The 21,507-nt window shown below is 40.8% G+C and carries 27 protein-coding genes; all 27 read left to right on the top strand.

The genetic code is table 11. The features are described 5' to 3' along the window. Nucleotides 1–16 precede the first annotated feature (16 nt). Nucleotides 17–547 carry an ATP-dependent protease subunit HslV gene (gene hslV / locus BLR65_RS01630; protein WP_093791775.1) on the top strand — a complete coding sequence of 177 codons (531 nt, stop codon included), beginning with the start codon at nt 17–19 and terminating at the stop codon, nt 545–547. 18 nt (nt 548–565) lie between these two features. Next, the gene (hslU, locus tag BLR65_RS01625; RefSeq protein WP_093791773.1) at nt 566–1,966 is read left to right on the top strand and encodes an ATP-dependent protease ATPase subunit HslU; all 1,401 of its coding nucleotides are present in this window, start codon (nt 566–568) and stop codon (nt 1,964–1,966) included. Nucleotides 1,967–2,000: 34 nt separating this feature from the next. After that, a complete protein-coding gene (codY, locus tag BLR65_RS01620) occupies nt 2,001–2,777 on the top strand; it encodes a GTP-sensing pleiotropic transcriptional regulator CodY (RefSeq protein ID WP_093791771.1) in 777 nt (258 codons plus the stop codon). Between the two features lie 182 nt (nt 2,778–2,959). Next, nucleotides 2,960–3,388 carry a flagellar basal body rod protein FlgB gene (flgB, locus tag BLR65_RS01615; protein WP_093791769.1) on the top strand — a complete coding sequence of 143 codons (429 nt, stop codon included), beginning with the start codon at nt 2,960–2,962 and terminating at the stop codon, nt 3,386–3,388. A 5-nt stretch (nt 3,389–3,393) separates the two neighbouring features. After that, nucleotides 3,394–3,828 (top strand): flagellar basal body rod protein FlgC, encoded by a 435-nt coding sequence (flgC, locus tag BLR65_RS01610; protein ID WP_093791767.1) that lies wholly within the window; start codon nt 3,394–3,396, stop codon nt 3,826–3,828. 9 nt (nt 3,829–3,837) lie between these two features. Next, nucleotides 3,838–4,137 carry a flagellar hook-basal body complex protein FliE gene (gene fliE / locus BLR65_RS01605; protein WP_093791765.1) on the top strand — a complete coding sequence of 100 codons (300 nt, stop codon included), beginning with the start codon at nt 3,838–3,840 and terminating at the stop codon, nt 4,135–4,137. A gap of 87 nt (nt 4,138–4,224) precedes the next feature. After that, nucleotides 4,225–5,781: a flagellar basal-body MS-ring/collar protein FliF gene (gene fliF, locus BLR65_RS01600; protein WP_093791763.1), complete on the top strand. Its 1,557-nt coding sequence runs from the start codon at nt 4,225–4,227 to the stop codon at nt 5,779–5,781. 17 nt (nt 5,782–5,798) lie between these two features. Then, nucleotides 5,799–6,809, top strand: coding sequence for a flagellar motor switch protein FliG (fliG, locus tag BLR65_RS01595; RefSeq protein WP_093791761.1), 1,011 nt, complete (start codon nt 5,799–5,801; stop codon nt 6,807–6,809). Next, the gene (locus BLR65_RS01590; protein ID WP_093791759.1) at nt 6,802–7,569 is read left to right on the top strand and encodes a FliH/SctL family protein; all 768 of its coding nucleotides are present in this window, start codon (nt 6,802–6,804) and stop codon (nt 7,567–7,569) included. The genes fliG and BLR65_RS01590 overlap by 8 nt, the downstream gene beginning before the upstream one ends. Next, nucleotides 7,566–8,882, top strand: coding sequence for a flagellar protein export ATPase FliI (gene fliI / locus BLR65_RS01585; protein ID WP_093791757.1), 1,317 nt, complete (start codon nt 7,566–7,568; stop codon nt 8,880–8,882). The genes BLR65_RS01590 and fliI overlap by 4 nt, the downstream gene beginning before the upstream one ends. A 19-nt stretch (nt 8,883–8,901) precedes the next feature. After that, nucleotides 8,902–9,357, top strand: coding sequence for a flagellar export protein FliJ (fliJ, locus tag BLR65_RS01580; protein ID WP_093791755.1), 456 nt, complete (start codon nt 8,902–8,904; stop codon nt 9,355–9,357). A 1-nt stretch (nt 9,358) separates the two neighbouring features. After that, a complete protein-coding gene (locus BLR65_RS01575; RefSeq protein WP_093791753.1) occupies nt 9,359–9,913 on the top strand; it encodes a lytic transglycosylase domain-containing protein in 555 nt (184 codons plus the stop codon). Between the two features lie 18 nt (nt 9,914–9,931). Then, nucleotides 9,932–10,588: a MotE family protein gene (locus BLR65_RS01570; RefSeq protein ID WP_143122466.1), complete on the top strand. Its 657-nt coding sequence runs from the start codon at nt 9,932–9,934 to the stop codon at nt 10,586–10,588. Between the two features lie 34 nt (nt 10,589–10,622). Then, nucleotides 10,623–12,278 carry a flagellar hook-length control protein FliK gene (locus BLR65_RS01565; protein ID WP_093791751.1) on the top strand — a complete coding sequence of 552 codons (1,656 nt, stop codon included), beginning with the start codon at nt 10,623–10,625 and terminating at the stop codon, nt 12,276–12,278. Nucleotides 12,279–12,295: 17 nt separating this feature from the next. Then, entirely contained in the window at nt 12,296–12,736 is a 441-nt protein-coding gene (locus BLR65_RS01560) for a flagellar hook capping FlgD N-terminal domain-containing protein (RefSeq protein ID WP_093791749.1), read from the top strand. Beyond that, a complete protein-coding gene (locus BLR65_RS01555) occupies nt 12,729–13,133 on the top strand; it encodes a TIGR02530 family flagellar biosynthesis protein (protein ID WP_093791747.1) in 405 nt (134 codons plus the stop codon). The genes BLR65_RS01560 and BLR65_RS01555 overlap by 8 nt, the downstream gene beginning before the upstream one ends. 97 nt (nt 13,134–13,230) lie before the next feature. Next, nucleotides 13,231–14,508, top strand: coding sequence for a flagellar hook protein FlgE (locus BLR65_RS01550; RefSeq protein WP_093791745.1), 1,278 nt, complete (start codon nt 13,231–13,233; stop codon nt 14,506–14,508). Nucleotides 14,509–14,583: 75 nt separating this feature from the next. Further along, entirely contained in the window at nt 14,584–14,781 is a 198-nt protein-coding gene (locus tag BLR65_RS01545; protein WP_093792039.1) for a flagellar FlbD family protein, read from the top strand. Nucleotides 14,782–14,840: 59 nt separating this feature from the next. Beyond that, nucleotides 14,841–15,320, top strand: a complete 480-nt coding sequence (locus BLR65_RS01540) for a flagellar basal body-associated FliL family protein (protein WP_245692283.1) — start codon at nt 14,841–14,843, stop codon at nt 15,318–15,320. Nucleotides 15,321–15,401: 81 nt separating this feature from the next. After that, a complete protein-coding gene (gene fliM, locus BLR65_RS01535) occupies nt 15,402–16,406 on the top strand; it encodes a flagellar motor switch protein FliM (RefSeq protein WP_093791743.1) in 1,005 nt (334 codons plus the stop codon). After that, nucleotides 16,399–17,514 carry a flagellar motor switch phosphatase FliY gene (fliY, locus tag BLR65_RS01530; protein WP_093791741.1) on the top strand — a complete coding sequence of 372 codons (1,116 nt, stop codon included), beginning with the start codon at nt 16,399–16,401 and terminating at the stop codon, nt 17,512–17,514. Before fliM ends, fliY begins: the two co-directional genes overlap by 8 nt. Nucleotides 17,515–17,554: 40 nt before the next feature. Further along, nucleotides 17,555–17,917: a response regulator gene (locus BLR65_RS01525; protein WP_093791739.1), complete on the top strand. Its 363-nt coding sequence runs from the start codon at nt 17,555–17,557 to the stop codon at nt 17,915–17,917. A gap of 17 nt (nt 17,918–17,934) precedes the next feature. Then, entirely contained in the window at nt 17,935–18,501 is a 567-nt protein-coding gene (gene fliO, locus BLR65_RS01520) for a flagellar biosynthetic protein FliO (RefSeq protein WP_093791737.1), read from the top strand. A 38-nt stretch (nt 18,502–18,539) separates the two neighbouring features. Next, nucleotides 18,540–19,283 (top strand): flagellar type III secretion system pore protein FliP, encoded by a 744-nt coding sequence (gene fliP, locus BLR65_RS01515; protein ID WP_176772667.1) that lies wholly within the window; start codon nt 18,540–18,542, stop codon nt 19,281–19,283. Nucleotides 19,284–19,298: 15 nt separating this feature from the next. Beyond that, nucleotides 19,299–19,568 (top strand): flagellar biosynthesis protein FliQ, encoded by a 270-nt coding sequence (fliQ, locus tag BLR65_RS01510; RefSeq protein WP_093791735.1) that lies wholly within the window; start codon nt 19,299–19,301, stop codon nt 19,566–19,568. Nucleotides 19,569–19,611: 43 nt separating this feature from the next. Further along, a complete protein-coding gene (fliR, locus tag BLR65_RS01505; protein ID WP_093791733.1) occupies nt 19,612–20,397 on the top strand; it encodes a flagellar biosynthetic protein FliR in 786 nt (261 codons plus the stop codon). After that, the gene (flhB, locus tag BLR65_RS01500) at nt 20,384–21,490 is read left to right on the top strand and encodes a flagellar biosynthesis protein FlhB (RefSeq protein WP_211285140.1); all 1,107 of its coding nucleotides are present in this window, start codon (nt 20,384–20,386) and stop codon (nt 21,488–21,490) included. Before fliR ends, flhB begins: the two co-directional genes overlap by 14 nt. The last annotated feature ends 17 nt before the right edge of the window (nt 21,491–21,507 follow it).

Here is a 21,507-nt window from a genome sequence, read left to right as displayed (position 1 = left end):
CCTTGGAGGTGATATCATGTTTCATGCCACAACGATTGTTGCTGTTCGCCATCAGGGTAAGACAGCTATTGCTGGTGACGGACAGGTTACTTTTGGTCAAAATACAGTGATGAAACATAATGCCAAAAAAGTCAGACGTTTATATCATGGCAAAGTGCTGGCCGGATTTGCCGGCTCGGTTGCCGATGCGTTTACCCTATTTGCTAAATTTGAAGGCAAATTGGAAGAGTTTAATGGCAATATGATGAGGGCTGCTGTCGAGCTTGCAAAGGAATGGCGTCTTGACAGAGTGTTAAGAAGGTTGGAGGCACTTCTTATTGTCATTGACAATGAGCATCTACTTATTATATCCGGCAATGGCGAGGTAATAGAGCCAGATGACGGTGTTACTGCGATTGGTTCCGGAGGACCATATGCACTTGCCGCTGCCAGAGCTTTGGTCCAGCATTCGTCTTTGAGTGCTGCTGACATTGCCCGCAACGCTTTAGAGATTGCTTCTGGCATTTGTGTGTATACAAATGATCATATCACAGTTGAAGAGTTATAATAAAAAGGGGGGGTAGTTTTGCTAGAGCTTACACCAAGAGAAATAGTTAATGAGTTGAATAAATATATAATTGGTCAACAACAGGCAAAAAAATCAGTAGCTGTGGCTCTTAGAAACCGCTGGCGTAGTAAGCGGTTGCCTGCAGACCTTAAGGAAGAGATTATCCCTAAAAATATCCTAATGATTGGACCTACAGGCGTTGGAAAAACCGAAATTGCTCGCCGTTTAGCTAAGTTAGTTAATGCACCTTTTGCTAAAGTTGAAGCAACCAAATTTACCGAGATTGGCTATGTAGGACGTGATGTTGAATCAATGGTACGCGATTTAGTAGAAACGTCCATCCGCATGGTTAAGCAACAAAAAATACTTGAAGTTAATGATAAAGCTAAGGAGTTAGCCGAGGAAAGAATTCTTGATCATTTTGTTCCTACTAATAAAAAAGAATCCACTCGTAATCCATTTGAAATGTTGTTTTCCGGGGCAGGCTCTATGACAGACAATCAAGATAAAACGCCAGAATCAGATGCGCCACAGGCAACAAATACTGGTCGTGAGTGGTGGCGCAAACGACTGATAAATGGTGAACTTGAAGATGAACTTTTAGAAATTACAGTAGAAGATAGCGGTCAGCCGGTAATGGGGATGTTTGCCGGCACTGGAATTGAAGAAATGGGTATGAATATCCAAGATATGCTGGGAAATTTATTGCCCAAAAAACAGAAAAAACGTAAAGTAACAGTTGCTAATGCTCGCAAGATCTTTACTCAAGAAGAAGCTCAAAAGTTGATTGATATGGATGAAGTTATTACCCAGGCTGTCAGTTTAACCGAAAATTATGGTATTATTTTTCTGGATGAAATTGATAAGATTGCCGGTAGAGGTCATAATTCAGGTCCTGATGTTTCCCGTGAGGGTGTGCAGCGGGATATTCTACCTATCGTTGAAGGGTCTACGGTTGTAACCAAATATGGCCCGGTTAAAACAGACCATATTTTATTTATAGCTGCAGGTGCCTTTCATGTTTCTAAGCCATCTGATTTAATACCAGAACTTCAAGGGCGTTTCCCAATCAGGGTTGAACTTACTAACTTATCGAAAGATGATTTCCGGCAAATACTTACAGAACCGGCTAATGCGCTTATTAAACAATATATTAGCTTGTTGGAAACTGAAGGTATAAAAGTAAAATTTACTGATGACGCTATTGATGAGTTAGCCGATATTGCCTGTAAGGTAAATATTCAAACTGAAAACATCGGCGCCCGGCGATTGCATACAATTTTGGAAAAATTGCTGGAGGATCTGGCGTTTGATGCACCAGATGTTACAGACCGGCAGGTTACCATTGATCGCGAATATGTAAAATCCAAATTAGATCATATAGTTGTCAATCAAGATTTGAGTCATTACATTTTATAAATTTTTTGCTTTAAATTAGAAAGGTGGGAATATTATGTCATCATTGTTAGAACGCACTCGTGCGATTAACAAACTTCTCCAGAAATCAGAAAAAGTCGAATACAGCGAAGTCTCAAATGTGCTCAGTACTGTCATGGCTGCTAATGTATATATTGTTAGCAAAGATGGCAGCATATTGGGATATGCGTTGCTTGATGATTTTGAGTGTGACCTTATGAGAGATAAAGTAATTAAATTGGGACATTTCCCTGAAAGGTATGTGTCCTGGTTGAGCAAAGTTGACCAGACATCTCCCAATCTGCGATTGGAAGGCGGATTATGTAGCTTTAGTTCAGATACTACTTGTTTATTTAATGACAAATTTACTACGATTGTCCCTATCCATGGCGTAGGCGAGCGGATAGGAACATTAATTGTAGCTAAGTTTAGTACAGAATTTGTTGATGATGATTTAGTTTTGGCCGAATATGGAGCAACGGTTGTTGGCATGGAAATGCTCAGAGACCGCAGTGAAAAAATTGAAGAAGAAGCGAGAAAAAAGGCTACTGTACAGGTCGCCTTGGGAACTTTATCTTATTCGGAATTGGAAGCCGTTATGCACATACTAAGTGAACTAGAAGGTAATGAAGGATTGTTGGTTGCCAGTAAAATTGCAGATCGAGTTGGTATTACCCGCTCTGTAATCGTTAATGCATTGCGTAAATTTGAGAGTGCCGGTGTAATTGAATCTAAATCACTTGGCATGAAAGGAACCTACATAAAAGTACTTAATGAAAGATTATTGGATGAATTGAAAAAACTAAAGAAGTAATTGGCGTAAATCCGGCTGCAGATGGCAGCCGGATTTTTTTTATTTACAGGAACTTAATCGATTTATAAGGAATTTTAAAAGGATTTTCATATATTATGTAGAAATATGGATAGGGTCAGATTAAAGAGATAATACAGCTATTATGGGTTGTATTTTATTAATTTTAAAGGAGGGTCAGCGAAATGCTTAATTCGCTCTTACAGTCAACACAGGTTTCGATACTGGAAAAAGCGTTGAGCGCCGCCTCGCTTCGACATAAAGTAATTAGTAATAATATTGCCAATGTAAATACACCTAAGTTTAAAAAAAGCGAAGTAAGTTTTGAGAATCAGTTAGCTGCGGCTATGGATGCACAAAATTCATCCAAAGCCACATTACTGGCTAGAACTAATGAACGTCATTTGCCAATACCAAACCAGACCTCCGGTTTACATATTGAACCTGAAGTTAATACAATTACCACTACTTCTTTTCGCAGTGATGATAACAATGTAGATATTGATAGTGAAATGGCAGGAATGGCAAAAAACTCAATCTACTATAATGCGGTTGCCGATCAGATTAGTAAGTATTATTCCAATCTTAAATCGGTAATTAATGGAGGTAAATAACGATTATGGGATTATTTCAGGCCATTGATGCTTCCGCTTCCGGTATGACGGCCGAAAGACTGAGAATGGATGTCATATCTAATAATATTGCAAATGCAAATACTACCCGTACTGCCGAAGGTGGTCCTTATCGTCGTCAAATGGTGGTATTTGAGCCGCGGTCCGGACAGGCTTCTTTTGCGCAAATGCTGTCTCAGCAAATAGATACGGGAGCGGGGGTTCGGGTAACCGGTATTACTAAGGATAATGCACCACCAAAATTAATGTATGATCCTAATCATCCGGATGCAAATAGAGATGGTTATGTAGAAATGCCGAATATCAGTATTGTTAGTGAGATGGTTGATATGATTACTGCATCTAGAGCTTATGAGGCCAACGTAACTGCTGCGAATGCAGCCAAGAGTATGGCCATGAAAGCCTTAGAAATAGGGAAATAGGAGGAATAAATGCGGATTGAAGCTTTAAAGCTTGCACCTATTACAGGTGACAAACTGATTGAAACATCTAATATCATTAAACAACCGGAAAAAACTTTTGGCGAGTTTTTAAGTGAAGCATTAAGCAATGTAAATCAATTACAAAATGATGCAAAGCAGGCGTCACTAAACTTAGCGGCAGGTAGAATTCAAGATATTTCTGAGGTTACGATAGCAGCCGAAAAAGCAACAGTGGCTTTACAACTTACAATGCAAGTTCGTAATAAGGTTGTCGATGCATATCAGGAAGTTATGAGAATGCAGGTTTAATGTTTGTTTGAAATATGATTAGGTAATAGAAATAATATAATGGTAAGTTACTAGATGTTACTTTTCCTTAATTGAAAGGGTGGAGACATGGCTGACTTGAAAGAACAGTGTCTGCGCCTTTGGCAAAAGTTAAACAATAAACAAAGGTACGCTATTTTTGGTACGGCCGCAGTTTTATTTATTGCTATTTTAGCGTGGAGTTATTGGTGGGGCAGCCGCCCCGACAATGTACCCTTGTTTACTACTCTTGAAGCCGAAGATGCAGGCAAAGTTACTGCAAAATTAAAAGAAATGAAGGTACCCTATGAAGTTCAAACCGGCAGTAACGGTACTGTCATTTTAGTTCCATCCAAAGATGTCCATAAGCTTAGGCTGGAATTAGCTAGTCAGGGATTGCCAAGAGGAAATAAAGGGTTTGAAATATTTGAACAGAATAAATTCGGCACAACAGAATTTCAAAATAAAGTGCAACTTTTACAAGCTGTTCAAGGAGAACTGACGCGAACAATTGAACAAATGGGAGAAGTAGAAAAGGCTAGAGTTCATATTGTTATGTCCGAGGATAGTCTCTATAAAAAGACAGAGAAGCCGGCTACGGCTTCTATTATGCTTAAACTCAAACCCCAGGCAGAGTTGACTCAGCAGCAGGTTAAAGGCATTGTTAATTTAGTTGCCCACAGTGTTCAAGGGTTAAAGCCTGAAAATATTACTGTTGTCGATAATTTTGCGCGGGTATTAAATGATCAATCCGAAACACCCCCTATGGCCGGTACTGTAGCGTTAACTCAGTTTGAAATGACAAAAAAAGTACAGGAAGATCTGCAGAAAAACATACAATCACTGCTTGATCAAACTCTAGGTTTGGGCAAGGCTGCTGCCAGGGTTAACGTTGAACTTAATTTCGATCAGCGTACTCTTGATCGTCAAACATTTGAACCTGTTGTTGATGATAAAGGAATTATTCGCAGTTCACAGGAAATCAACGAAACTTATCAGGGAAATTCTGCCGCCGCTCCTGGTGGCGTTCCAGGAACAACGTCGAACATTCCAGGTTATGTTACTAATAATAATTCGCAGTCTAATTATGAGAAAAAAGAGGCAACCCGTAATTATGAAATTAATGAAACAAAAGAAAAGGTTATAAGTACTCCTGGATCCATAAGACGATTAACGGTAGCGGTGCTTGTTGATGCGGCCATACCCAGAGCGCAGCAAGATAGTTTAACAAGGACAGTGGCGTCGGCCATCGGGTTTAATCAGACTCGTGGCGACACAATTGCCGTCGAACCAATACAATTCAGCACAGAACAGGCTGATAGGCAACGCCAGGAAGAAGAAGCATATGCTAAGCAGCAACAACAGGCATTTATGCTGAAAGTTGGACTTGCTGTCCTTCTCATTGGCGCAATCTTATATTATCTGTATAGACGGTATGCCCGCCGTCGTGAAGAAGAGGAAGCGGCATTAATGGAAGCTCTTTCGCTTGAGGCGCAACCTGTGGCTGAGGTAGCAGCCGCTGTTCAGGAAGAGGTGGACGCTCAAGAAAAAGAACGGATCGAACAAAGAGATTTAGTCGAAAAATTTGCCAAATCACGCCCTGAAGATGTGGCCCAGATTCTGAAGGTTTGGTTAGCAGAAGAATGACGGGAGGCACCTAGGCTATGTACCAGTCGAATGAAGTGACAGGCAAGCAAAAAGCAGCCATCTTATTAATTGCTTTAGGGCCTGACATATCAGCTCAAGTATTAAAACACATGCGGGAAGACGAAATAGAAAAGTTGACACTGGAGATTGCTAATCAACGTAAATTGACGCAAGAACAGAAAGATAAAGTATTAAATGAATTTCACCAGATGTGTTTAGCAAAAGAATATATTTCTAGTGGTGGCTTGGATTATGCCCGCGAAGTGTTAGAAAAAGCCTTAGGTTCTGATAAGGCTGTCTCGATAATTAATCGTTTAACTACTAGTTTGCAAATTCGTCCATTTGACTTTGCCAGGAAGACGGATCCAAGTCAATTGTTGAACTTTATCCAAAATGAACATCCTCAAACGATTGCTTTGATTATGGCCTATCTTCAACCTGAGCAATCAGCGGCCATTGTTTCGGCGTTACCACCGGAGCGTCAGGTAGATGTTGCACGGCGAATTGCTACAATGGACCGAACTTCGCCAGATGTAATTCGTGATGTAGAGAGAATACTTGAGCGCAAATTATCGTCACTAGTAACGCAAGATTTTACGGCTGCTGGTGGTGTAGATTCCATTGTTGAAATTCTTAACCGTGTTGACCGAACTACCGAAAGAACGATTATTGAAAATATGGAAGTGCAAAATCCGGAGCTCGCGGAAGAAATTAAAAAGAAAATGTTTGTTTTCGAGGATATTGTCCTCTTGGACGACAGATCGCTACAACTTGTGCTTAGGGAAATCGATAACAAAGATTTGGCGTTGGCACTCAAAGCAACATCAAGTGAAGTTGCCAATAAGGTCTATAAGAATGTTTCCAAACGTGCTGCCGAAATGCTGCGCGAAGAAATCGAATACATGGGACCTGTACGTATAAGAGATGTTGAAGAGGCCCAGCAAAAAATTGTAAATAATATTCGTCGTCTCGAAGAATCAGGCGAAATTGTTGTTTCGCGTGGTAAAGGAGACGAAATAATTGTCTAGTATTATAAAAAGTGTGCTTTTTGAAAAAAATTCACCGTTTATTATTAAACACCGGCCATTATCTGTGCCTGAACCTGAACAGGAACAAGCCAAAGCGCCTGCCATGCCAGATATAGATTTAGAAGCTATCCGTAGCGAGGCTAAGGCTATTATGGCTAAAGCTGAGACAACGGCGGCACAATGTGTGACTGACGCTGAAAACAAAGTCAAAGAAATTACGCAGCACGCCTATGAAGAAGCCCATTTCCAAGGCTTGCATGAGGGCCATGAACAAGGTTATCAGGAAGGATATAATCAAGGAAAAGATGCTGCGCAGGCTGAAATGCAGCAGGCTGTGCAATCCTCAATTGAAAAGGCGCAGCAGCTAGTTAAAACTGCCGACCAAGAGATTGCTCAAATGTTCGTTGACGCTGAGCGTCAGATTGTTGAGATTGCGCTTACTGTAGCAAGTAAGATATTGGCAAGGGAAGTAGAAGATAACCCAACTACCATACTACCAATTGTTAAGGAAGCTTTGAGCAAAGTAACCGATCAAAATCAGATAACGATCAGAGTGAATTCTGAAGACTATGAAATGGTATTAATGGCCAAACGTGATTTACAACTAATGGTTGGACGGGAAAATGCAATCAGTGTGACCGCTGATCATACTGTTTCTACAGGCGGTTGTGTGATAGAAACTGCGCTAGGTACTGTAGATGCTAGATTAGATACTAAACTAGAGTTAGTTTATAAGGCAATTCAGGAAGTGTTGCCATGAGTAAGTTTTTTGATGCTTCTCCTTATTTATCAGCAATAGCTAATTGTGACAACATGAAAATTAATGGAAAAATCACGCAAATAATTGGATTGGTCATGGAGTCACAAGGTCCCAATGTTAATTTGGGAGAGCTATGCTATGTTTATCCGCATAGAAAAGGTGAACCTATTCCCGCTGAAGTTGTAGGATTTAGAGAAAATCGTATTTTACTCATGCCTGTTGGTGATCTTCAGGGTATTGGCCCGGGTTGTGAAGTCGTGTCAGCACATCGGATGCTACGAGTAAATGTGGGACGTCAATTACTGGGACGCATTTTAGATGGGCTTGGCAATCCCATTGATGATAAAGGCCCATTGATAACTGATATTCAATATCCGTTAAATTCTACGCCGCCACCACCTTTAACTCGCCGCCGCATTGAAGACAAGCTGGGGGTAGGTGTGCGAGCTATTGACAGCCTGTTAACAATGGGACGGGGACAGCGGGTAGGTATTATGGCTGGCAGCGGCGTTGGCAAAAGTACGCTGTTAGGCATGATAGCTCGTAATACGGAGGCCGATATTAGCGTCATTGCGCTTATTGGCGAGCGCGGCCGGGAAGTGCGGGAGTTTATTGAACGTGATTTGGGAGAAGAGGGACTTAAGCGTTCGGTAGTCGTTGTAGCAACTTCTGACCAGCCTGCCCTTGTAAGAATTAAGGGAGCGATGACGGCTACTGCGATTGCTGAATATTTTCGCGATCAGGGTCTGGATGTTATGTTAATGATGGATTCCGTAACCCGGTTTGCCATGGCTCAGCGAGAAGTAGGGTTAACAGTGGGTGAACCGCCTGCTACCAGAGGGTATACCCCATCCGTATTTGCTATGTTGCCTAAATTATTGGAACGTTCAGGTACTGGCGATCGCGGTTCTATTACAGGGATCTATACCGTGCTTGTTGATGGCGATGATATGAATGAGCCAATCGCCGATGCGGTACGCAGTATTTTGGATGGTCATATTGTGTTATCACGGAATTTGGCAGCTTTAAATCATTATCCAGCCATTGATGTTCTGAACAGTGTTAGCAGAGTTATGACAGAGATTATTGATAAGGAGCATCGACAATGCGCGCAGCAACTTCGTGCTTTGCTTGCAACATATCATGAAGCGGAAGATTTAATCAATATTGGAGCATATGCTCAGGGAAGTAATGCTAATATTGATCGTGCTGTTGCTGCTATTGATCAGATAAAAAGTTTCTTGCAGCAAGACGTAAACGAAAACACACCGATAACTGAAACGATTGAGCGACTTAAAGTGCTTGTGGCCTGAAATAAGAGGAAAGTAGAAAATGAAGAAATTCCGGTTTCGCCTAGAGACACTACTAAAGTTCCGAAAGATGGAAGAAGAGCAAGCGCAGATTAAGATGGCGGAAGCCAATATTCGCTTATATAAGGAAAAGGAATTATTAACTCAATTTCAAAATAAGTTAATTTCCAGTTTGCATTTGCTTAGTAAAGAACAGAATGACGGTTCTCCAACCATTGAAATTCTTAAGACTTTTCATTATTATATCGATAAACTTAAGGGAGATATTACTAAGCAGCATGAGCAGGTAGCTAAAGCGGAAACTTATCGGCAAGAGTGCCTGAATGTGTTGGAAGCAGCTGTTAAGCAGCGAAAACTTGTCGATAATTTACGTAAAAAACGCTTAGAGCAGTACAATATTGAATTATTGCAAGAGGAACAAAAAATTCTAGATGAGCTTGGAACGCAGGCTTTTATGCGTAACAAGGAGAGTGAATAACATGTTATCCAGTATCAATCAGGTGGTTCAACGAATTGCCGAAATCGAGCAACGCTTTACGCCAACAGTCCCGCAAACCCAATCCGCCAATAATTTTGCTGCCGCGCTTTCTCAGGCGAATAATCAACAATCAACAATGGTAAATAACATAACAACCAGTAATAATTCTATTAGTACCAACGGTGGGGATATTACCAAGATGATCCATGTCGCTGCCGCTAAATATGGTGTAGATCCCAAATTGGCAATGGCTATAGCGGAAACGGAATCTGGGCTGTCTCAGGACGCCGTCTCACCCGTAGGGGCAGTGGGGGTTATGCAACTAATGCCAGAGACTGCCCGCTCCCTTGGAGTACATAATATTAACGATCCGCGTGAGAATATTGATGGCGGTGTTCATTATTTGAAACAGATGCTGACTACTTTCGGCGGCGATGTTGCTAAAGCGGTTGCTGCTTATAACGCCGGGCCTCAAGCAGTAAAAAACTATAATGGTGTTCCGCCATATAGTGAAACACGTGACTATGTAGCCAAAGTTTTGTCTTTGGCTAAGTAGAGGAGTCTATAGTTAATTATGGCTGAAAAAACCAAAACTACTGCCAACAAACCAACAAAACCGGCTGCGGTAGCTCCACAGACTACGCAAGAACCGGAAGCACCCAAATCAAAGTTTAATAGGATTTTTAAAATATTATCAGTGATAGTCGCTTTGTGTATTTTAATAGTGATTGGCTTTGCTGCCGGAATATATTTGAAAATGATTAATGTGGAGCAACTGACACACGGTGTTAATTTGGCTCAATACCCGGTAGTTAACCGATTTTTTCCGAAAACAAACTTTGAACCAGTAGAATTAGATGAGGATACCACTAACGGTCAGGCTAATATGCCTAATAGTTCCACTATGGCCCAGCAGCCAGCAGGCAGCCTTCAGTCGAATCCTTTGCCGTCAACTCCTAATGTTATTACAAAAGAAGAATTGGAGCAACAGACTAAAATTAAGCAAAAAGAAGAAGCCAAACGTATTTCTAAATTAGCGCGATTGTATGGCGGGATGAAACCGGAAGAGGCTGTAACAATTATGGGCGACTTGGATGATCCAACAGTTATTTCGATACTAGGAAAAATGGAAGAAGAGCAAGTATCAAAAATTTTAGCTAAGTTTGACTCTGCACGGGCAGCGCGGATCACGCAGGAAATGATGAGAGAGCCACAAGCTCCCAAAATATAGTTTAGATAAAATTGCCTTGAAAGGAGGTGAAAAAATGAACGTAGGGATTAATCTATTGCAAAGTAGTGCTTCATCACAAGCAACAGTCAGCAAAAGCTCAAGTAGTGGATCATCCTCAGGCGAACCGCAAAATAGCTTTAATGATACATTGAACAAGGCTGTTACGGAAACGAATGAGACGACTGTAAAAGATCCTCCAGAACAGGCTGTCGCTGAGAAGTTAACAAACGCTGCTAAGCCCCAAAATATAAGTAAAAAAGATGAGACTGATTCCAAGGGAAAAAACGTAAGTTTGGCCGATGAATCGACAAAAACAAACTCAAATGAGTCTGACAAAGACGTAATATCGCCGCAGGATGTTTTACCAAGTGTGGCTAATCCTGCCTTGGTTACAGCCTTGCTTATAGGAGTTCCTGTTATTAATACCTCGACCGCTAGTACTCCGACGGTAGTAAAGCCAGAGCAAGCGACAGCGGCAATAGTGGCTGGGCAAGCTGCAGTTGCTAATCAACCCCAAATGGCAACAAATACGGTCCAATTTGCTACGCTTGTACAACAGGGATTAGCTTCTGTTTCTGAGAACAATCTTAAGCCCAATAATCAGAACGGCGTACTGAAATTTGGGCAGGAAAAACCTGAGATACTTGCTAAATTATCAGGCAATATTAGCAATGCAGTCTCAGGCAATACGGTAACGCAAGAAAATTTGCCACAAAATCAGGCCGTGACGGTCGAAACTACCTTGAGTCCTAACGGAGCAGTTTTAGCTCAAACAGCAGAAAGTGTTCAAAATGGTCGCCTAAAAGCGGGCAATTCTAGTCAAGCAACTGTATCACAAGCAACTGGTGAAAAACAAAACCAAGCAGCGCAAGCAAAACCTGCGGCAAATTCCAGCGGCTTTATATTACCGCAAACGGCGGCAGGTCTGCAAAACGCAAGCTCAATGCAAAAACCTGCTCAAAATCCTAATGATCAAGCTGCAGAGCAAAATCAAGCGCCTGTTGAACAAACAGTTATACCGACAGTTGGTAGTAACCAACAGGGGCGAATGCTAAGTTCGGATCTTACTGGCGAAGGACAAAAAAATTTAACAGATTCTAAGATGCTTAATGGCGAACAAGATTTGTCAATAGATACTAAAGTAATAAGTTCTTCGGTATTTTCTCAGAACTTAGATGCTGCATTATTATCTACTAATGCCATAGCGTCTTTCGTCAATACAGCGGATTCGCAGGCAGCAACAACACCTTCGGCTGATGTGCAACAAGTTCTTGATCAGATCGTGGAGCAAACAAAAATTATTACTAAACCGCAAAACACTGAAATGGTTATGAAACTTAAGCCAGAACATCTTGGTGAGTTGACTCTGAAAGTAGCAATTGAAAATGGCGTCGTCAATGCCAGCTTCCATTCTAATAACCCGGAAGTTCGCAGTCTGATTGAGACTTCGCTGCCACAGTTAAAACAGGAGTTGGTTAATAGCGGCTTAAAAGTGGATAATGTCAGTGTTTATGCTGGACTTAGTCAATTTCAACCTAATCAGGGACAAAGCCAAAACTCACGGCAACAATTAACGAAGGCTGCGAATAAAAAATCCGCGGAGAATTTTATTGAGGCAATTGATGGTGAACTGGCAACCGGGGGCATTTCCGGTATAGGTTCTCAAGCTGGTGTCGATTACCGTATTTAAAAAAAGGAGGTGTTAACATGGCTAATACAACTGCTGTGAGCGGCACTAGCCAAAGTACAGCAAACTCTGACAGCACTACAACGACCAGAAAAGCAAATGACAGCCTTGGTAAAGATGAGTTTTTAAAATTATTAATCACTCAATATCAGAATCAGGATCCGACAAATCCTGTGGATGATAAAGAAACGATCGCACAATTGGCGCAATTCTCAAGCTTGGAACAAATGCAGAATATGAACTCAACGATGCAAATGGCTCATGCCATGAGCTTAATCGGTATGAAAGTCACATGGAAAGATGACAGCAGTGCTGATGAACAGTCAGGTGTAGTTAAATCGGTACGGTTAGTCAATAATGAGCCTAAACTGGTAATTGGTTCTACATCCATTGAATTAAGTAAAGTAACCGGAGTTGAGTATTTTTCTAGTACAACTACAGGGAATACAACAAATGGCTGATAATCGTATTTATCATGCTTACCAAACCGCCGCTCCAATTATTTCGCCTATCAGCCCTTCGTCGGCCAAGCCAAATACTTCTGCAATAAAACAAGCAACTACCGGACTTAGTTTCGATCAATTATTAGGGCAAGAAATCACTGGGGTTAAGTTTTCCCAACATGCCTTACAACGATTAGAGAGCCGTAAAATTAAGCTTGACAGCACGCATTTGAATAAGTTGAGCCAAGCGGTAGAGCAAGCGGCACAAAAAGGCGCCCAAGAATCACTTATATTGATGAATGACAGTTTGGCCTTTGTTGTCAGTATTAAAAATAAAACGGTCATCACTGCTTTGGACGGCGCCAGTATCAAAGAAAATGTGTTTACCAACATTGATAGTGCGGTAATTGTTTAGGGCCGGACCTCTTGAGGAAGCCCACACGACTGCTGAATGACAGAAGCAGCATTAAAAAATTAGATCAATAAAAAAAGAGTGGGAGGTCACTTTTCCTATGATGCGTTCATTATATTCCGCTGTGTCGGGTCTAAAAAATCATCAGACCCGGCAAGACGTTATCGGCAATAATATCGCTAACGTCAATACTACCGGCTTTAAAGCGAGCCGAGTTAATTTCCAGGATATTCTAAGTCAAACTTTGCAGGGCGCTTCCGCGCCAAATGGCAATACTGCCGGCTCCAACCCGATGCAGGTTGGTCTGGGAATGGGGATAGCCAGTATTGAAACACTGTTTACCGACGGCAATGTCCAATCCACCGGTAAGCAAACCGACCTGGCAATTCAGGGAGATGGCTTTTTTATCGTTTCCGATAACGGTGGTACCAATCAATATTATACCAGAGCGGGAAATTTTGATTTTGATGCTGCCGGTAATTATTATTTGCCAGGCACTAGCCTGCAAGTAATGGGCTATGGCGTTGATGCAACCGGTAAAATTGATACCGGTAAGCTTGTTCCGCTGGTAATTGATGATTCTAAGAAGACTATGGCACCTAAGGCTACTACCGGTTTTACGTTTACTAAAAATTTAACTGCTGATGCCGTAACTGATGATCCGTCTACTACTAGTATTGTGGATCCCACCACAGCTTCTGGGACAGTTACAATTTATGATAGTATGGGTAAAGGCACTAACCTTAACGCTGTTTTTACCTTTACCGGTTCGAACACTTGGAAACTTGATTTTTATGATCCGGCGTCAGCAACTCCAACTACACCACTTGCAACTGTTTCTTCAATTACATTTGCTTCTGTTACTAATCCTGCTGCTGTTCCTCCTACAACTGCCGGTAAGATTACTACTCCTCCTACTTCTGTTACTATATCAGGTAAATCATTTACTCTTGACTTAACCGGTTTAACAATGTATGGTGGTGAATCAACGCTTAAATCTGATTATGACGGTTATGCCCAGGGGTCGCTGACGAAAAAAACAATTTCCGCTTCCGGTATAATTACCGGCACCTATGATAACGGGCAAAGTCAAACATTAGGCCAGGTGGCCTTAGCGGGCTTTACCAACCCAGGCGGCCTTGATAAGGTAGGGGAGACGATGTTCGTGAAGTCCAGCAATTCAGGTAATCCAGCGATTGGTATTCCCGGCACTGGCGGACTTGGCAAAACCAGCTCCGGCAGTTTGGAAATGTCGAATGTAAACTTATCTGATGAGATGACCAATATGATTATTACCCAGCGTGGTTTCCAATCCAACTCCAAAATTATTACAACAGATGATGAGATGTTGGAAATATTAGCCAATCTGAAACGGTAATTTTTTTGTCAGGTAGCGGGGGGAATGCCTCTCTTCCGCTACCTATTTTTTAAATAGCGAGAAGGAGGGATTATGGTGATAAAGGTTACAAAACTTAAATCTCAAGATTGTGATTTTGTGGTGAATGCCGAATTAATTGAAACCATTGAAGAGACACCTGATACGGTCATTACCTTAACCAGCGGCAAGAAGCTTATTGTGGAAGAATCTATGGATGAGATTGTACGTAAGGTCATGGATTATCGCCGGGCATTATATAGAAACATGCGATAACGATACCATTGTTAAGGCAGCGGTTAATAAATCAATATACTAAAAATGGAGGTGCACCAGTGGCTGAAGAAGAAAAACCTAAAAAGATGTCCATGATGGTTATGATCATCTTAATTGTTGTGGGCTTAATTTTAGCCGGTGGTATTTCATATTTGATTGCTACCAGGGTTGTGTCAGACAAAACAGTTGAGAAAAAGGTCTCCCTGCATGAGCCCGGACAATTTATAAAGTTAGGTGACGCAAAAGATGGACTGATTCTCAATATTGGCGGTGTCAATAGCGGGCGCTATCTTAAAATCGGTGTTATTGTAGAATTAAAACCAAGTAATAATTCACCGGCAAAAGAAGGAAAAATGCCGTCTCCTGAGGAAATAAAGATACTAGATACTGCTGTTTATGTTTTGCGCTCGCAGAAGATTGAAGATTTTGATCCAGTCAAGCAAGATCAGTTAAAAGAACTACTTAAAAATGAAATTAATAATACGCTTGGCGAAGACCGTGTTTATGATATCTATATTACTAATTTCGTTTTACAGTAGATTCGCGTAAGTAGTTTAGTAAATGTATAACATTAGTTCGCCAGGTATTATTATTTTCTCTGTGTGAAAGGAGGGGGAGGATTGGCAGGACCCGATGTTTTATCACAATCTGAAATTGATGAACTGTTGTCAGCTTTGTCAACCGGTGTTGTTACCGCCGAAGAAATAAAAACCGAAGAAAAGCAGAAAAAAATCAAAATATATGATTTCAAGCGTCCTGATAAATTTTCTAAGGATCAAATCCGTACAATTTATATGCTGCATGAGAACTTTGCCCGTATGTTTAACACATACCTGTCAGCCCATCTTCGGACCCTTATTCATATTGATGTTGCTTCTGTTGATCAACTGACATATGAAGAATTTATCCGGTCAATGCCAAACCCCAGTGTCATCAGTATTTTTCAAATGCGCCCGCTAAAAGGCAATGCAATATTAGAAATAAATCCTAATATTGTACTGGCGATTATTGATCGATTATTTGGTGGTCCGGGTTTGCCACCGGCAAAATCACGTTCATTGACCGATATTGAGGAAGTGATTATCAGAAAAGTTATTAATAAAGCCATGGAGAACATGCAGGAGGCCTGGAAACAGGTTGTGGCAATTGAGCCACGCATGGAGGCGTTAGAAACAAATCCTCAGTTTACACAAATTGTTCCCCCTAATGATATGGTCGTACTCATTACTCTGCAAGCGAAAATTGGTCAGGCAGAAGGTTTAATGAATATTTGTATTCCCTATCTGGTACTTGAACCAATCATGTCAAAATTAACAACGACTTTTTGGGTTGCTTCTGCGGCTGCGAAACAGGCTTCTACGGAAACCATGAATGTATTACAACGAAAGCTGGAGAGAACTCTTATCCCAGTTATTGTTGAACTGGGACGGGCCACTGTTACTGTCCATGAACTTTTGGAAATAGGAGTGGGCGATGTGCTGCAACTGGAGACAAAGGCAGAAGATGAATTAAGCATCCTGATTGGTAATCGAGAAAAGTTTAAATGTAAACCAGGACTTATTAGTAACAGAAATGCAGTACAAATAACTCAAGTAATTTCCCAAGGAGATGATAATGATGAGTGACGGATTCCTTTCCCAGGAAGAAATAGACGCATTGCTAAGAGGCGAACCAGTAGCAGCCTCGCCATCTCCGGCTGGGCAAGATTTATCCGATATTGAAAAAGATGCTTTGGGTGAAATTGGAAATATATCAATGGGTACGGCGGCCACAACCTTGTCTGTACTTTTAGGCCGGCGGGTATCCATTACAACACCTAAAGTTTCAATATCCACCTTAAATGAGATTAAGCGCCAATATCCGTTGCCGTATTTAGTTATTGAGGTGGGATATACGCAAGGACTTTTAGGTACTAACATCTTGGCAATACGGGAGCAAGATGCGTTAATTATTGCTGATTTGATGATGGGCGGTGATGGTACAAATCCGCCGGCAGAATTAAATGAACTGTATATGAGCGCTGTTAGTGAATCGATGAATCAGATGATGGGTTCGACGGCAACCTCAATTTCAACTATTTTTAAAAAGAAGGTGGATATTGCCCCGCCGAAGGTTAATTTGCTGGATTTTGCTGTTGATCCTGAAATTGATAGTATAGTTTCCGGTGATGATCCCTTAGTGCGCGTATCTTTTCGCATGGAAGTTGAGGATCTTATCGACAGTGAGCTGATGCAAATACTACCGCTTAGTGTTGCCAGGGAAATGGTTGAAAATTTGTTAAATGCCGTGCAGCAACCTGCAACTCCGGCAGCGCCGCCGGCCGCTCCTCCCAAACCAGCAACGCCTGCGGCATCACAGCCGGCACCTGCATATGCCCAACCGGCTTCACAGCCCAAACAACAACCAGCGCAAAATGTGGCTGTGCAGCCTGTACAATTTGCGCCGTTAAAACCGGCTGGTGTGCCCGGTTCTGATACAAATATTGGCCTCATTATGGATGTTCCGCTACAAATTACTGTAGAGCTTGGGAGGACTCGCAAATTAATTCGCGATATTCTTGAATTATCACAAGGTTCGGTCGTCGAGTTGGATAAGCTGGCCGGAGAGCCAGTGGATATTCTGGTTAATGGTAAACTAATTGCCAAGGGAGAAGTTGTAGTCATTGATGAAAACTTTGGTGTACGAATTACAGATATAATAAGTCCTTTGGAACGAGCGAGCCATCTTCAGTAGTAATTCCAAATTTTTATTTGAGATAGGAGAGATAAGTTTAATGGCCATTAAAGTTTTAGTTGTTGACGATGCCGCTTTTATGAGGATGATGATTAAAGATATTTTATCCAAAAATGGTTATGATGTAGTAGGGGAAGCAGAGAACGGTCTTAAAGCGGTGGAAAAATATCAGGAACTTAAACCAGATTTGACCACCATGGATATTACTATGCCGGAAATGGATGGAATTACTGCCGTAAAAGAAATCAAAAAGATGGATGCCAGTGCCAAAATTATTATGTGTAGTGCAATGGGGCAACAGGCCATGGTCATCGAAGCCATCCAGTCAGGTGCTCGTGATTTTATTGTTAAGCCGTTTCAGCCTGACCGTGTTTTGGAAGCTGTCCGCAAAGCCGTTGGCTAGATGGGTAATATTGATAAATGATTAATTGGCGCGTTAACGGTGGGAGTTTTATCGTTAGTGTATTATCAATGTTGTCAGGTCAGGTGCTAGCGGCAGCAGAAACAGGCGGATATTTAAAATATCAGGAGCCCCAGCCAACTTCAACATCATGGCTTGCGACAGGTGGATATATCTTATCATTACTTTTGGTCTTTTTAGTAGTACTTGGCCTTGCATACCTTACTTCGCGGTTTTTAGGGGATAGGATGTCCAGAGGTGGTGGATTTGGCAACGGTAAAATTTATGCTACGTTATCTTTGGGACCCAATCGCGCTGTGTATGTGGTAGAAATAGCGGGTAAGTATCTAATATTAGGAGTAACTGAACATAATATTACATTGCTTAACGAAATTACATCCCAAACCGATATTGAACAGTTGATGGCCAGTCAAAATGCTGTTATGCCCCCTGAGCAGTTTAGTAATGTTTTTTACCGGCAGTTAAATTTATTGAAACAAATGCAGCTAAAATTTCCACGCACTTTCACTTCAGACACTCCTCAATTTCACGAGAAGGAGAACGATATCGATATTAGGAAGAGGTAAATAGAGTGTCAGATTGGATAAAGTCAAAACAACATAATATGTTAATTTTGGCTATGCTTATAGCACTAATTGCTATTCCCAATGTAGCAGGAGCAGCGCCGCTAATACCTATCCCTAATATAAATGTTGGGATTGAACAGGCCAACAGTCCTCAGGATGTTGCCCTTAGCCTGCAAGTTTTGTTGATGTTAACGGTGCTTTCGCTTGCACCGTCTATTTTGATTATGATGACCTCATTCACACGCATTATTGTAGTTTTGTCATTTTTGCGCAGTGCTTTGGGGACGCAAAATATGCCGCCTAATCAAGTTTTAGTTGGGCTTGCGCTGTTTTTAACTTTTTATACAATGTCACCTTATATTGATCAGGTAAATAAAAATGCTTTTCAGCCTATGATGGCGGGGACAATGGATCAGCAAACAGCGCTTACTGAAGCAATGAAACCGATGCGTGAATTTATGTTTAAGCAGACTCGCGAAAATGATATAGCGTTATTTGTAAATTTGTCGGAGATGCCCAGACCTAATACGCCGGAAGACGTTCCCTCCTCAGTACTAATTCCTGCTTTTATTATTAGTGAACTTAAAACCGCTTTTCAAATTGGTTTTTTAATTTATATTCCTTTTATCGTCATTGACATGGTCGTAGCCAGTACACTTATGGCTATGGGGATGATGATGGTTCCACCGGTCATGATATCCTTACCTTTTAAAGTTTTATTATTTATACTGGTGGATGGCTGGCATTTAATAATTCGCTCATTAGTTAGTAGTTTTGGATAAAAAGGGGGAGCGTTAATGTCTGGTGATATGGCTATTCAGGTGGGAAGTAATGCATTAATGATGGTCATGCTAGTATCAGCTCCCATGCTCATTCTAGGTTTGGTCGTGGGTGTTGCGGTCAGTGTATTTCAAGCAACAACGCAAATACAAGAACAATCACTGGCTTTTATTCCTAAAATCATTGCTGTTTTTGTTGCTGTACTTATTTTTGGTCCATGGATGCTTAGCTTGATGATTGACTATACGCGGGAATTATTTATGAATTTGCCTAATATGGTGCGTTAGCGATGAGCAGGAGGCGTTTGATAAACGATAGGTGGTAAGAATAGTGGATCTTTTTACTTTATTGCAAAACCAGTTAGGCTTTTTTTTGTTGATTTTTGCGAGAATTAGTGGAATTTTTACATCAGCCCCTATTTTTGGTTCCCGCAATGTTCCGCTAATCATAAAAGCTGGATTGTCATTGATTCTTTCCTATATTTTATTACCTTTATTGATACAATCAGATCTTGCTATTCCGGATACTCTGCTTTCTTATGCGGTGAAGGTAATAGGAGAATTTTTAATCGGTTTGACACTAGGTTTTGCCTGCTCATTTATTTTTTATGGAATTCAGATGGCAGGCGCATTATTAGATACACAAATTGGTTTTGGCATTATAAACGTATTCGATCCTCAATTTGGTCAGCAAGTACCACTCATCGGCAATTTTAAATATATTTTGGCGATGATGGTGTTTTTAACCAGCAATAGTCATCATCTTTTTTTAGCAGCTATGGTTTACAGCTTTAAAACTATTCCGGTAACACAGGGATTATTTCGTCCGGAACTCTCTGAAATTATAGTGGATATGGTTGTTAATATTTTTATTATTGCACTTAAAATTAGTTTGCCAGTACTAGTCGCGTTGTTACTTACGGATGTAGCATTAGGTATTCTGGCTCGAACTATGCCTCAAATGAATATTTTCGTTGTTGGTGTGCCGGGCAAGATTATTGTCGGCATTTTTGTACTCTCTTTGGCTTTACCGGTTTATCTATTCTTTTTGGAGGTGGTTTTTAGTGAAGTCTTTCATAATATGTACCGCCTCTTGGAAAGTCTTGCACCAGGATAAGGAATCTCGCTATCGGCTAAAGAATTTTGATTTACAATTGTTTAATGGTGAAAAAACGGAAGATGCTACCCCTAAACGTAAAGAGGAAGCTCGCAAAAAGGGGCAGGTGGCCAAAAGTTCTGAAATTAGTTCGGTGTTTGTAATTTTGGCCGCTTTTTATACACTTAAACTTTTAGGAGTTAATCTATATAATGAATTAGCCAGTTATATGACGGGAATTTTTTCCGGCTTGACTGCTCAGGATTTAACTATCAATGCCGTTCAATTATTATTTATTGATACGGAACTGGTTTTAATGAAGACAATGTTGCCGATTCTGTTAGTCATTATGGTTATCTCTGTTGTTATTAATTTTATGCAAGTTGGCTTTATGTTTTCGACAGAAGTGTTAATGCCCGATTTTTCGAAGATTAATCCTCTATCTGGTTTTCAGCGATTGTTTTCGAAAAGATCACTTGTTGAGCTTGCTAAAGCACTTTTTAAGGTTGCTATTATTGGTTATTTTATTTATCGCTTTGCTGTTATTAAAACAGGCGACATTCCGCAAATAATTAATATGGATTTAATGGACGCGCTTAAATTAACCGGTTCATTGGTTATCGATTTAGCTTTTCAGATAATTGCTGTTATGCTAGTCTTAGCAGTCCTTGATTATATGTATCAATGGTGGGAACATAATGAGAGTTTGAAGATGTCTAAGGAAGAAGTAAAAGAGGAAATGAAACAAACAGAAGGTAATCCTCAAATAAAAAGTAAAATTAAAGAAAAACAACGTGCTTTGGCTATGCGGCGAATGATGCAGGAAATTCCTAAAGCGGATGTGGTTGTTACGAATCCTACCCATTTGGCTATCGCGCTTAAATATGAAAAAGAGATGGCGGCCCCGGTTGTTTTGGCTAAAGGTCAGGATTTTTTGGCTGAACGTATCAAACAAGTGGCACGGGAAAACAAAGTTGTTATTGTTGAAAATAAGCCTTTAGCTCGTGCACTCTATTCTGCGGTAGAAATTGGCGATATTATTCCAGCAGAGTTATATCAGGCGGTTGCAGAAGTTTTGGCATATGTATATCGCCTAAAAAAACGCTTGTCCTAATAAAAGGAGCGATCATA

This window comes from Sporomusa acidovorans (genome assembly GCF_900101845.1).
GTDB lineage: Bacteria > Bacillota > Negativicutes > Sporomusales > Sporomusaceae > Sporomusa > Sporomusa acidovorans.
This window is presented reverse-complemented; position numbering and strand designations above follow the sequence as displayed.